General features: G+C 56.1%; 11 protein-coding genes and 2 tRNA genes. All 13 read left to right on the plus strand.

Translation table 11 applies throughout. The features are described from left to right. Window positions 1–108: 108 nt before the first annotated feature. The 13 genes from folP (at window position 109) to nlpI (ending at window position 13287) form a co-directional block, all read left to right on the plus strand. Window positions 109–945 carry a dihydropteroate synthase gene (folP, locus tag CLM71_RS02020; protein ID WP_105229524.1) on the plus strand — a complete coding sequence of 279 codons (837 nt, stop codon included), beginning with the start codon at window positions 109–111 and terminating at the stop codon, window positions 943–945. Window positions 946–949: 4 nt separating this feature from the next. After that, the gene (gene glmM / locus CLM71_RS02025; RefSeq protein WP_105229525.1) at window positions 950–2287 is read left to right on the plus strand and encodes a phosphoglucosamine mutase; all 1338 of its coding nucleotides are present in this window, start codon (window positions 950–952) and stop codon (window positions 2285–2287) included. 237 nt (window positions 2288–2524) lie between these two features. Further along, on the plus strand, window positions 2525–2860 hold the full coding sequence (gene secG / locus CLM71_RS02030; protein WP_015670611.1) for a preprotein translocase subunit SecG: 336 nt from the start codon (window positions 2525–2527) through the stop codon (window positions 2858–2860). Between the two features lie 68 nt (window positions 2861–2928). Next, a tRNA-Leu gene (locus CLM71_RS02035) sits at window positions 2929–3015 on the plus strand. Between the two features lie 60 nt (window positions 3016–3075). After that, window positions 3076–3152, plus strand: a tRNA-Met gene (locus CLM71_RS02040). A gap of 218 nt (window positions 3153–3370) precedes the next feature. Further along, window positions 3371–3823, plus strand: coding sequence for a ribosome maturation factor RimP (gene rimP / locus CLM71_RS02045; RefSeq protein ID WP_145961162.1), 453 nt, complete (start codon window positions 3371–3373; stop codon window positions 3821–3823). 21 nt (window positions 3824–3844) lie between these two features. Beyond that, window positions 3845–5350, plus strand: a complete 1506-nt coding sequence (nusA, locus tag CLM71_RS02050; protein WP_105229527.1) for a transcription termination factor NusA — start codon at window positions 3845–3847, stop codon at window positions 5348–5350. Between the two features lie 23 nt (window positions 5351–5373). Then, window positions 5374–8061: a translation initiation factor IF-2 gene (gene infB, locus CLM71_RS02055; RefSeq protein ID WP_105229528.1), complete on the plus strand. Its 2688-nt coding sequence runs from the start codon at window positions 5374–5376 to the stop codon at window positions 8059–8061. Window positions 8062–8129: 68 nt separating this feature from the next. Continuing rightward, window positions 8130–8540 carry a 30S ribosome-binding factor RbfA gene (rbfA, locus tag CLM71_RS02060; protein WP_105229529.1) on the plus strand — a complete coding sequence of 137 codons (411 nt, stop codon included), beginning with the start codon at window positions 8130–8132 and terminating at the stop codon, window positions 8538–8540. Then, the gene (gene truB, locus CLM71_RS02065) at window positions 8540–9484 is read left to right on the plus strand and encodes a tRNA pseudouridine(55) synthase TruB (protein ID WP_105229530.1); all 945 of its coding nucleotides are present in this window, start codon (window positions 8540–8542) and stop codon (window positions 9482–9484) included. The genes rbfA and truB overlap by 1 nt, the downstream gene beginning before the upstream one ends. A 157-nt stretch (window positions 9485–9641) precedes the next feature. Beyond that, the gene (gene rpsO / locus CLM71_RS02070; protein WP_010279698.1) at window positions 9642–9911 is read left to right on the plus strand and encodes a 30S ribosomal protein S15; all 270 of its coding nucleotides are present in this window, start codon (window positions 9642–9644) and stop codon (window positions 9909–9911) included. Between the two features lie 242 nt (window positions 9912–10153). Continuing rightward, window positions 10154–12274, plus strand: coding sequence for a polyribonucleotide nucleotidyltransferase (pnp, locus tag CLM71_RS02080; protein ID WP_105229531.1), 2121 nt, complete (start codon window positions 10154–10156; stop codon window positions 12272–12274). A 128-nt stretch (window positions 12275–12402) separates the two neighbouring features. Further along, window positions 12403–13287, plus strand: a complete 885-nt coding sequence (gene nlpI / locus CLM71_RS02085) for a lipoprotein NlpI (protein WP_105229532.1) — start codon at window positions 12403–12405, stop codon at window positions 13285–13287. Window positions 13288–13364: the final 77 nt, after the last annotated feature.

Below are 13364 nucleotides of genomic sequence, written 5' to 3' on the forward strand. Positions count from 1 at the left end.
CTGCGGTGCGGCCGTATACCGGCCACCGCCAGGCCGCCGTATCAGACGGTCAGGCCTTTTTGCCCGCCCGGCAGTGAAATCAGCAACAGACAGTAAGGTGGAATCTTCATGCAATTAACCGTGCGCGACATGGCTTTCGATCTCTCCCATCCTCGGGTGATGGGCATTCTCAATGTGACTCCGGACTCGTTTTCCGACGGAGGACGGCATAATTCGCTGAATGACGCCCTGCTGCATGCCCACGCGCTGATTTCCGCCGGCGCCACCATGATCGACGTTGGCGGTGAGTCGACCCGTCCCGGCGCGGCGGAGGTGAGCGAAGAGGAGGAGATCGAGCGGGTGGTGCCGGTGGTGGAAGCGATTGCCCGGCGTTTTGAGGTGTTTATTTCGGTCGATACCTCCAAGCCCGGAGTCATTCGCGAGTCGGCTAACGCCGGCGCGCATCTGATCAATGATGTACGCTCGCTGCAGGAGCCTGGCGCGCTGGAGGCGGCGGCGGCCAGCGGGTTGCCGGTATGCCTGATGCATATGCAGGGCGAGCCGCGTACCATGCAACAGGCGCCGCACTATGAGGATTTAATGGGCGAGGTCAACGCCTTTTTCCAGCAGCATATTGCACGCTGTACTGCGGCGGGCATAGCAAAACAGAAATTGTTGCTCGACCCGGGCTTCGGTTTCGGTAAGAATTTAGCGCATAATTATCAGCTTCTGGCCCGATTGTCGGAATTTCATCATTTCGGCCTGCCGCTGCTGGTTGGCATGTCGCGTAAATCGATGATTGGACAACTGCTGAACGTACCGCCGGAACAGCGGACGATCGGCAGCGTTGCCTGTGCGGTAATTGCCGCGATGCAGGGCGCACAGATCGTCAGAGTGCATGATGTTAAAGAAACCGTCGAGGCGATGCGCGTCGTCGAGGCAACACTTTCAGCTAAGGGACAGTAGAGACATGAGCGAGCGTAAATATTTTGGTACCGACGGCATTCGTGGGAAGGTCGGCGACAGCCCGATTACTCCGGATTTCGTCCTTAAGCTCGGCTGGGCTGCGGGTAAAGTGCTGGCGCGCCATGGATCACGCAAAATTATTATCGGCAAAGACACCCGCATTTCCGGCTATATGCTGGAGTCGGCGCTGGAGGCCGGTTTGGCAGCCGCAGGGCTTTCCGCTTCTTTTACCGGCCCGATGCCGACGCCGGCAGTCGCCTATCTGACGCGCACCTTCCGCGCCGAGGCCGGCATTGTGATCTCCGCATCGCATAACCCGTATTACGACAATGGCATCAAATTCTTCTCCATCGACGGCGCCAAACTGCCGGACAACGTGGAAGAAGCGATCGAAGCGGAGATGGAAAAGCCGCTGACCTGCGTAGAGTCCGCCGAACTGGGTAAAGCCAGCCGTATTATTGATGCCGCCGGGCGCTATATCGAATTTTGTAAGGGCACCTTCCCAAGCGAATTAAGCCTGAAGGGCCTGAAGATCGTCGTTGACTGCGCCAACGGGGCGACTTATCACATCGCGCCGAGCGTGTTGCGCGAGCTGGGTGCCAAGGTGATTGCCATCGGCTGCGAGCCGGACGGTATGAACATCAACGAGAAATGCGGGGCGACCGACGTTCGCCAGCTGCAAGAGCGTGTACTGGCGGAGAAAGCCCATGTGGGGCTGGCGTTTGACGGCGACGGTGACCGGGTGATGATGGTGGATCACTTGGGCAACAAGGTGGACGGCGATCAGATCCTGTACATCATCGCGCGTGAAGGGCTGCGCCAGGGGCAACTGCGCGGCGGGGCGGTCGGCACGCTGATGAGCAACATGGGGCTGGAGCTGGCGCTGAAGCAGTTGGGTATTCCATTTGCCCGCGCCAAAGTCGGCGACCGCTACGTGCTGGAAAAACTGCAGGAGCTGGGCTGGCGCATCGGCGCTGAAAACTCCGGCCATGTGATCCTGCTGGATAAAACCACCACTGGCGACGGCATTGTGGCCGGCTTACAGGTGCTGACCGCCATGGTGCGAAACAGCATGAGCCTGCACGATCTGTGCAGCGGCATGCAGCTGCTGCCGCAGGTGCTGGTCAATGTGCGCTTTGCCGGCGAACATAATCCGCTGGAATCGGAAGCCGTCGTCAGCGTTACCAAAAGCGTGGAGGCGGAACTGAACGGCCGCGGCCGCGTATTGCTGCGCAAATCCGGTACGGAACCGCTGATCCGCGTGATGGTGGAAGGCGAGGACGAAAAACAGGTGACCGAGCTGGCGAACCGCATCGCCGACGCGGTGAAATCTGCAGGTTAAAACAGGTGGTTAACGCCCAAACGTGCAGTTTGGGTGTGTAAATTGCGTCGGGTTGCTGTTTTTTTCCGCAATCGCGCCGGTGGCGGTAAATTGCCCTTGCGCGCTGTGGCGCCTTTGGTTAGTATTCACACCCGCTTCAGTAGGCGGTTTTACATAACGTCTGCGACTTCTGACTAGAAGCCTATGGGGCGAGAAGCATTTGGCACGCGGTGATGCCGCAAGGATACGGGTACGACTATGTACGAAGCTCTTCTGGTAATTTTCCTGCTGGTTTCGATCGGGCTTGTTGCTATGATCATGCTGCAGCAAGGTAAAGGCGCTGATATGGGAGCCTCATTCGGAGCAGGTGCGTCTGGCACATTGTTCGGTTCGAGTGGTTCCGGTAACTTCATGACCCGCATGACGGCTGTGCTGGCGACGCTGTTTTTCGTCATCAGTCTGATTCTGGGCAACCTGAGCAGCAACCAGAGCAAAAAAGGCAGCGAGTGGGAAAACCTCGGTCAGCCGGTGAAAACCGAGCAGACAACCGCGCCGGCGGCACCAGCCAAGCCGAGCAGCGATATCCCGCAGTAAGCAGCAGCAAAGTTTTAAACGGTGGTTGATGTCAGACATCAACGGCCGTAGCAGTAAAAAGAATCAGTACCGAGGTGGTGGAATTGGTAGACACGCTACCTTGAGGTGGTAGTGCCCTAACGGGCTTGTGGGTTCGAGTCCCATCCTCGGTACCAAATCCCAGAGATAACTTGCAATTTTGCGATTATCAGCGTAGTATTTGCCACGATTTCGGACGCGGGGTGGAGCAGCCTGGTAGCTCGTCGGGCTCATAACCCGAAGGTCGTCGGTTCAAATCCGGCCCCCGCAACCACTTTCCTTTGAAGTGTTTATTTTCAAATACACTATTTCGATTGAATCCGCTTTTCTCGAACAACATTTGAAAATGACACTTGTCAGAAAGTTGTACCGAAGCCGCAGTGCGGCAAACAGGGTCCAGTTGCATAAAGCCCCGATTTTTCGGGGTTTTTTGTTATTTGGCAACAGAATCACTGGGCTATTTAGCCCTTTTTTTATGTCTTGGGGGTGGGCTTGTCCACATTAGAGCAAAAATTAACAGAGATGCTTTCGGCACCGGTAGAGGCGTTGGGCTTTGAGCTTGTAGGCATTGAATTTATTCGTGCGCGCCAATCTACGCTCCGCATCTATATTGATAGTGAAGACGGCATCAATGTTGATGATTGTGCTGATGTCAGCCACCAGGTCAGCGCGGTGCTGGACGTTGAAGATCCGATCACCGTCGCTTACAACTTGGAAGTCTCCTCTCCTGGCCTTGATCGCCCGATGTTCACCGCAGAGCACTACACGCGTTTCCTCGGTGAAGAAGTCAGCATGGTGCTGCGCATGGCGGTACAGAACCGCCGCAAATGGCAGGGCATCATCAAGTCCGTCGATGGCGAGATGATCACGGTTACTGTGGATGGGAAAGATGAAGTGTTCGCGCTGAGCAATATTCAGAAAGCGAATCTGGTACCCCACTTTTAAAGTTTGGATGAGGCAACTAGGATGAATAAAGAGATTCTGGCTGTTGTTGAAGCAGTTTCCAATGAGAAATCCCTTCCGCGTGAGAAGATTTTTGAAGCGTTGGAAACCGCATTAGCCACCGCAACCAAGAAAAAATACGAGCAGGAAATCGACGTTCGCGTTAGCATCGATCGCAGAACTGGCGACTTCGACACCTTCCGCCGTTGGGTTGCCGTAGAAGAAGTGACCCAGCCTACGCGTGAAATCACGCTGGAAGCTGCGCAGTTTGAAGATCCGAGCATCGAGCTGGGCGGTTTTATCGAAGATCAGATCGAATCTGTCACCTTTGACCGCATCACCACCCAAACCGCGAAGCAGGTTATCGTCCAGAAGGTGCGTGAAGCTGAACGTGCGATGGTGGTCGACGCATTCCGCGGGCACGAAGGTGAAATCATCACCGGCGTGGTGAAAAAAGTAAACCGCGACAACATTTCTCTGGATATCAAAGCCTCTGATGGCAGCGGTACCAGTGCGGAAGCCGTGATCCTGCGTGAAGATATGCTGCCGCGTGAGAACTTCCGTCCGGGCGACCGCATCCGCGGCGTACTGTATGCGGTGCGTCCAGAAGCGCGCGGCGCGCAGCTGTTCGTCAGCCGTTCTCGTCCAGAGATGCTGATTGAACTGTTCCGCATCGAAGTGCCGGAAATCGGTGAAGAAGTGATTGAAATTAAAGCGGCAGCCCGCGATCCGGGTTCCCGTGCGAAAATTGCCGTGAAAACCAATGACAAGCGTATCGACCCGGTCGGCGCCTGCGTGGGGATGCGCGGCGCTCGCGTTCAGGCCGTATCGAGCGAACTGGGCGGCGAGCGTATTGATATTGTGCTGTGGGACGATAATCCTGCGCAGTTCGTGATCAACGCCATGGCGCCGGCAGACGTTGCCTCTATCGTGGTGGACGAAGACAAGCACACTATGGATATTGCCGTTGAAGCCAGCAATCTGGCACAGGCGATCGGCCGTAACGGCCAAAACGTGCGTTTGGCTTCTCAGCTCAGCGGCTGGGAACTGAACGTGATGACGGCGGACGATCTGCAGGCCAAGCACCAGGCCGAGGCTCATGCCGCCATTGATACCTTCACCAAGTATCTTGATATCGACGAAGAGTTCGCCACCGTACTGGTCGAAGAAGGCTTCTCAACGCTTGAAGAATTGGCGTATGTGCCAATCAATGAGCTGCTGGAAATCGACGGTCTGGATGAAGATACGGTTGAAGCGTTGCGCGATCGCGCCAAAGCTGCATTGACCACGCTGGCACTGGCTCAGGAAGAAAGCCTGGGTGACCAGAAGCCTGCTGAAGACCTGCTCAACCTGCCAGGGCTTGAGCGCAGCATGGCCTTTAAACTGGCCGCGCGTGGGGTTTGTACGCTGGAAGATCTTGCCGAGCAGGGTGTTGACGATCTGGCTGATATTGAAGGGCTTGACGATGAGCAAGCCGGCGAGCTGATCATGGCCGCCCGTAATATCTGTTGGTTTGGCGACAACGCGTAATAACTGTAGCAGGAAGGAACAGCATGACGACAGATGTAACCGTAAAATCGCTGGCAGCAGAGATTCAGACTCCGGTTGATCGCCTGGTACAGCAGTTTGCTGATGCAGGGATCAACAAGTCGGAAACCGACTCTGTTACCCAGCAAGAGAAAGAAACCTTATTGGCGCACCTGAACCGTGAGCACGGCAGCGCGCCGGGTAAACTGACGCTGCAGCGTAAAACGCGCAGCACCTTGAATATTCCGAGCACCGGCGGTAAGAGTAAATCGGTGCAAATTGAGGTCCGCAAGAAACGCACTTATGTAAATCGCGATACGCAAGAAGCCCAACAGGCGGAAGCGGCAGAGCAGGCACAGCGTGAAGCGGAAGAGCAGGCACGGCGCGAAGCAGAAGAGCTCGCTAAACGCGAAGCAGAAGCGAAGCGCGCAGCCGAAGAGCAAGCCAAACGTGAGGCCGCTGAAAAAGCTAAGCGTGATGCAGCGGAAAAAGAAAAAGTGACCAATCAACAAACCGACGAAATGACCAAGCCAGCTCAGGCTGAAAAAGCGCGCCGCGAAGCCGAAGCCGCAGAACTGAAGCGTAAAGCCGAAGAAGAAGTGCGCCGCAAGGTGGAAGAAGAAGCCAAGCGCGTCGCTGAAGAAGCGCGCCGCATGGCGGAAGAAAATGGCGAGAAGTGGGCAGCGGCTGAAAAATCCACTGAGTCTGAAACTGCAGACTACCACGTGACCACCTCTCAGCATGCGCGTGCCGCAGAAGATGAGAACGACGCCAAAGTTGAAGGCGATCGCCGCACCCGCACCCGCGGCGGCAAATCCGCCAAACAGAAGAAAGGCAGCAAGCTGTCCGAATCCAAAGCGGATCGCGAAGAAGCACGCGCCGTTACCCGTGGTGGCAAAGGCCGTCGTAAGCCAAGCACCCTGCAGCAGGGCTTCAACAAGCCGGCTCAGGTGGTTAACCGTGACGTCGTTATCGGCGAAACCATCACCGTGGCCGAACTGGCCAACAAGATGGCGGTGAAAGGCTCTCAGGTTATCAAAACCATGATGAAGCTGGGCGCGATGGCGACCATCAACCAGGTTATCGATCAGGAAACCGCACAGCTGGTTGCCGAAGAGATGGGCCACAAGGTTATCCTGCGTCGTGAGAACGAGCTGGAAGAAGCGCTGATGAGCGATCGCGATACCGGTGCAGCAGCAGCTGAACCGCGTGCGCCGGTTGTGACCATCATGGGTCACGTTGACCACGGTAAAACCTCCCTGCTGGACTACATCCGTTCCACTAAAGTGGCATCGGGCGAAGCGGGCGGCATTACCCAGCACATCGGTGCTTACCACGTTGAAACCGATAACGGCATGATCACCTTCCTGGATACCCCGGGCCACGCCGCATTTACCTCAATGCGTGCTCGCGGTGCTCAGGCGACCGATATCGTGGTTCTGGTGGTTGCAGCGGACGACGGCGTGATGCCACAGACCATCGAAGCTATCCAGCACGCGAAAGCGGCCAAGGTACCGTTGGTTGTTGCGGTCAACAAAATTGACAAGCCGGAAGCCGATCCGGATCGCGTGAAGAACGAACTGTCCCAGTACGGCGTGATGCCAGAAGAGTGGGGCGGTGAAGCACAGTTCGTCCACGTCTCTGCGAAAGCAGGCACCGGCATCGACGAGCTGCTGGACGCTATCCTGCTGCAGTCTGAAGTTCTCGAACTGAAAGCGGTGCGCACCGGTATGGCGAGCGGCGTGGTTATCGAGTCCTTCCTGGATAAAGGCCGTGGCCCGGTAGCGACCGTCCTGGTTCAGGAAGGTACGCTGAACAAAGGCGATATCGTACTGTGCGGCTTCGAATACGGCCGTGTGCGTGCGATGCGCGACGAACTGGGTCGTGAAGTGACCTCGGCCGGCCCATCCATTCCGGTGGAAATCCTGGGTCTGTCCAGCGTTCCGGCGGCAGGTGATGAAGCGACCGTAGTGCGTGACGAGAAGAAAGCGCGTGAAGTGGCGCTGTATCGTCAGGGCAAATTCCGCGAAGTCAAACTGGCGCGTCAGCAGAAATCCAAACTGGAAAACATGTTCTCCAACATGACCGACGGTGAGGTTTCCGAGCTGAACATCGTACTGAAGTCCGACGTACAGGGCTCTTGCGAAGCGATCAGCGATGCGTTGCTGAAGCTGTCCACCGACGAAGTGAAGGTGAAGATTGTCGGCTCCGGCGTAGGTGGTATCACCGAAACCGACGCCACGCTGGCCGCGGCATCCAACGCCATCATCCTGGGCTTCAACGTCCGTGCCGACGCTTCTGCGCGCCGCGTGATTGAAGCAGAAAGCCTGGATCTGCGTTACTACTCCGTCATCTATAGCCTGATTGACGAAGTTAAGCAGGCGATGAGCGGCATGCTGGCTCCTGAATACAAACAGCAGATTATCGGCTTGGCCGAAGTGCGTGACGTGTTCAAATCACCGAAATTCGGCGCTATCGCTGGCTGTATGGTTACCGAAGGCAACATCAAGCGTCACAACCCAATCCGCGTACTGCGCGACAACGTGGTTATCTATGAAGGCGAGCTGGAATCCCTGCGCCGCTTCAAGGATGACGTTAACGAAGTCCGTAACGGTATGGAATGTGGTATCGGCGTGAAGAACTACAACGACGTGCGCGTTGGCGACATGATCGAAGTCTTCGAAATCATCGAGATCCAGCGCACCATCGATTAACGGTTGCACATCTGCTTAATCTGTTCTGGGGGGCCTTTGTGCCCCCCGATTTGTCTGGAGAAAATAACATGGCAAAAGAATTCAGCCGCGGCCAGCGCGTCGCGCAAGAGATGCAGAAAGAGATTGCGATCATTCTGCAGCGTGAAATCAAAGACCCGCGCGTTGGCATGGCGACCGTTTCCGGCGTTGAAATTTCCCGCGACCTGGCGTATGCCAAAGTTTACGTCACCTTCCTCAACGTGCTGACGGAAAACCACGATCCTGAACTGGTGAACAAGGGCGTCAAGGCGTTGCAAGACGCGTCCGGCTATATTCGTACGCTGCTGGGCAAGGCGATGCGCCTGCGCGTGGTGCCGGAACTGACCTTCGCGTACGACAACTCGTTGGTTGAAGGTATGCGCATGTCCAACCTGGTGACCAACGTGGTGAAAAACGATGCCGAGCGCCGCTCCGCATCAGGCGATGACGAGGAGGCTTAATGAGTCGCCCTCGTCGCCGCGGCCGCGATATTCACGGCGTGCTGTTGCTGGATAAGCCGCAGGGCCTGTCCTCCAATGACGCGCTGCAAAAAGTAAAGCGTTGTTATAACGCCAACCGCGCGGGCCATACCGGCGCGCTCGATCCGCTGGCGACCGGCATGCTGCCGATCTGCCTGGGGGAAGCCACCAAGTTTTCCCAGTTCCTGTTGGATTCCGACAAGCGCTATCGGGTGATTGCCCGCCTGGGGCAGCGTACCGATACTTCGGACGCAGACGGCCAGATCGTGCAGGAACGCCCGGTGAATATTACCCAGCAGCAGCTTGATGCGGCGCTGGAGACTTTCCGCGGCGACATCCAGCAGGTGCCGTCGATGTACTCCGCGTTGAAGTATCAGGGCAAAAAACTGTATGAATACGCGCGTCAGGGCATTGAAGTGCCGCGTGAAGCGCGCAGCATTACGGTTTACGAGCTGAAGTTTATCCGCTGGGAAGGCGATGAGCTGGAGCTGGAAGTTCACTGTTCCAAAGGCACCTATATCCGTACCATTACCGACGATCTGGGCGAACTGCTGGGCTGTGGCGCGCACGTGATTTATCTGCGTCGTCTGCAGGTGGCGAAATATCCGATCGAACGTATGGTGACGCTGGAACAACTGAACGCGCTGCTGGAACAGGCGCAGGCCGAAGGCGTGGCGCCGGGCGAACTGCTCGATCCGCTGCTGATGCCGATGGACAGCCCATGCGCCGATTTCCCTGAAGTGAACTTGCTGCCGGCGGTGGCGGGTTATGTCAAGCAGGGCCAGCCGGTGCAGGCTGCCGGCGCGCCGGCTTCCGGCATGGTGCGTATCACTGAAGGCGATGCGCATAAATTTATCGGCGTCGGCGAGATTGCCGACGACGGTCGTGTGGCGCCTAAGCGTTTGGTTGTCGAACATTTCGACTAATCGGCGAAAAACGCCTCATCTTGCGATCGTTCTGCGCTAAGAGTAGAATGACGCAGCTTGGGCCATGACTCTCGCTTGAGGGGTATGGCCCAATTATCGGGCTGCTGAATTAGAGATCGGCGCCTGCATTTTTTTATCTATAATTTGGAGTATTACAATGTCTCTAAGTGTTGAAGCTAAAGCTAAAATCGTAGCTGATTTCGGTCGTGGTACTAACGACAGCGGTTCTACCGAAGTTCAGGTTGCCCTGCTGACCGCGCAGATTAACCATCTGCAAGGCCACTTCTCCGAGCACAAAAAAGATCACCACAGCCGTCGTGGTCTGCTGCGTATGGTTTCTCAGCGTCGTAAGCTGCTGGACTACCTGAAGCGTAAAGATGTAGCACGTTACACCAGCCTGATCGAGCGTCTGGGTCTGCGTCGCTAATCGAACCAGTTTCAGTAGAAAGGGGCCTATTTTGGCCCCTTTCTTCTAGGAAGCATAAGTAAATCAGGTTAATGTACTAACGAGGATCTTCCGTTACAGAGGTTCGCGCGGCTAATGAGAGACTTTATTCCGCCAGGTGAATAAGGGTTGTCATTAGTCGCGAGGATGTAGTGAGAAGGTCAGTGATTCACTGGCGCGCCGAGCCGTCGAGGTGATTGCGCGCCACATCTAAGGATAAAATTTTGCTGACACCGACTATTCGCAAATTCCAGTATGGCCAGCATACCGTCACCATTGAGACCGGTATGATGGCGCGTCAGGCGACTGCCGCCGTTATGGTAAGCATGGACGACACTGCCGTATTCGTTACGGTTGTAGGCCAGAAAAAAGCCAAGCCTGGCCAGAGCTTCTTCCCGCTGACCGTGAACTATCAGGAGCGTACCTACGCCGCCGGCCGTATCCCGGGCAGCTTCTTCCGCCGTGAAGGCCGTCCAAGCGAAGGCGAAACCCTGACTTCCCGTCTGATTGACCGTCCAATCCGCCCACTGTTCCCGGATCACTTCCTGAACGAAGTGCAGGTGATTGCGACCGTGGTTTCCGTTAACCCGCAGGTTAACCCGGATATCGTGGCGATGATCGGCGCATCTGCGGCACTGAGCCTGTCAGGCATTCCGTTCAGTGGCCCAATCGGCGCAGCGCGCGTGGGTTACATCAACGACCAGTATGTACTGAACCCGACCGTTGACGAGCTGAAAGAGAGCCGTCTGGATCTGGTGGTTGCCGGTACCGCTGGCGCAGTGCTGATGGTTGAGTCCGAAGCCGAAGTTCTGAGTGAAGATCAGATGCTGGGCGCCGTGGTGTTTGGCCACGAGCAGCAGCAGGTGGTTATCGACAACATCAACTCACTGGTTGCTGAAGTCGGCAAACCTAAGTGGGACTGGCAGCCGACCCCGGTTAACGAAGCGCTGCAGGCGCGCGTAGCCGAACTGGCGCAAAGCCGTCTGGGTGATGCTTACCAGATCACTGAAAAGCAGGAGCGCTACGCACAGGTTGACGCCATCAAAGAAGACGTCACCGCCGCGCTGCTGGAGCAAGACGAAACGCTGGACGCTGCAGACATTCAGGATGCCCTGGGCGATCTGGAGAAGAACGTGGTGCGTAGCCGCGTACTGCGCGGCGAGCCGCGTATCGACGGCCGTGAAAAAGACATGATCCGTGGTCTGGACGTGCGTACCGGCGTGCTGCCGCGTACCCACGGTTCCGCGCTGTTCACCCGTGGTGAAACGCAGGCTCTGGTTACCGCCACTCTGGGTACCGCGCGCGACGCGCAGAACCTGGATGAGCTGATGGGCGAAAAGACCGACAGCTTCCTGTTCCACTACAACTTCCCTCCGTACTCCGTGGGCGAAACCGGCATGGTCGGTTCACCTAAGCGTCGTGAAATTGGTCACGGTCGCCTGGCGAAACGCGGCGTATTGGCTATGATGCCTAAACCGGAAGATTTCCCGTACACCGTTCGCGTGGTGTCCGAGATCACTGAATCCAACGGTTCTTCTTCCATGGCTTCCGTCTGTGGCGCATCTCTGGCGCTGATGGATGCAGGTGTGCCAATCAAGGCCGCGGTTGCAGGTATCGCCATGGGTCTGGTAAAAGAAGACGAAAACTTTGTGGTACTGTCGGACATTCTGGGCGATGAAGATCACCTGGGCGACATGGACTTCAAAGTGGCCGGTAGCCGTGACGGCATCACCGCGCTGCAGATGGATATTAAAATTGAAGGCATCACCCGCGAAATCATGCAGGTGGCGCTGAACCAGGCCAAGGGTGCGCGTCTGCACATTCTGGGCGTGATGGAACAGGCGATCAGCACGCCGCGCGGCGATATCTCTCAGTTCGCACCGCGTATCCACACCATGAAGATCAATCCGGACAAAATTAAGGATGTGATCGGTAAAGGCGGCTCTGTGATTCGTGCGCTGACCGAAGAGACTGGCACTACCATTGAAATCGAAGATGATGGTACAGTTAAAATCGCAGCGACCGACGGTGAGAAAGCGAAATACGCGATTCGTCGTATTGAAGAGATCACCGCCGAGATCGAAGTTGGCCGCATTTACCAGGGTAAAGTGACCCGTATCGTTGACTTTGGCGCCTTTGTGGCCATCGGCGGCGGTAAAGAAGGCCTGGTGCATATTTCTCAGATCGCCGACAAGCGCGTTGAGAAAGTGACCGACTATCTGCAGATGGGCCAGGAAGTGCCGGTTAAGGTGCTGGAAGTTGATCGCCAGGGCCGTGTGCGCCTGAGCATCAAGGAAGCCACTGCCTCTGAAGCGGCGGCGCCTGCTGCGCCTGAAGCAGAATAAACTGTAACACAGTTTTGACAGTTCCCCGCCGCAGGGCGGGGGCTGTCCGTATACGCGCGGGTAGGATATCCGCGTTTTAGCAAGCGGAGGACAGGACGTTATCCAATGTTTGTCTTCGGGAGTGGGAAATGAAGCTTTTCTTACGCTGGTGTTACGTTGCGACAGCGCTCATGCTGGCAGGATGCAGCAACAATGATTGGCGTAAAGACGAAGTTTTGGCGATCCCGTTGCAGCCGACGCTGCAGCAGGAAGTGATCCTGGCGCGCATGGAACAAATACTTGCCAGCCGGGCACTGACGGACGATGAACGCGCACAGCTTTTATATGAGCGCGGTGTGCTGTATGATAGCCTCGGGCTACGTGCACTGGCGCGCAATGATTTTTCACAAGCGCTGGCGATACGTCCTGATATGCCGGAAGTTTTCAACTACCTGGGCATTTACTTAACGCAGGCAGGCAATTTTGATGCTGCCTATGAAGCGTTTGATTCTGTACTAGAGCTTGATCCAACTTACAATTACGCGCGTTTAAACCGGGGCATCGCACTGTATTATGGCGGCCGCTTCCCGTTGGCGCAGGATGATCTGCAGGCGTTTTATCAAGACGACCCAAACGATCCCTTCCGTTCGTTATGGCTGTATCTGGTGGAAAGAGAAATCGATCCCAAGATGGCCGTCACCGCGCTCCAGCAGCGTTATGACAAAGCGGACAGAGGGCAATGGGGATGGAATATTGTCGAATTCTACCTGGGCGATATCAGCGAAAACACGCTGATGGAACGCCTCAAGGCAGATGCAACGGATAACACTTCGCTCGCTGAGCATCTCAGTGAAACTGACTTCTATTTGGGTAAACACTACCTGAGTCTGGGGGACAAGAACTCCGCTTCGGCGTTGTTCAAACTGACGGTCGCTAACAACGTTCATAACTTTGTTGAGCACCGCTATGCATTGTTGGAATTGGCGCTTTTGGGCCAAGAACAAGACGACCTATCGGAATCGGACCAGCAATAGCTGACGAACACTAATTTTCTGCCGGATAGACCATGGCGTTTTGCCATCGCTATCGCCTTAACGGGTGAGGGCTTTTT

The sequence above is a fragment of the Serratia sp. MYb239 genome (genome assembly GCF_002966855.1).
In the GTDB taxonomy this organism is placed as follows: Bacteria; Pseudomonadota; Gammaproteobacteria; order Enterobacterales; family Enterobacteriaceae; genus Serratia_B; species Serratia_B rhizosphaerae.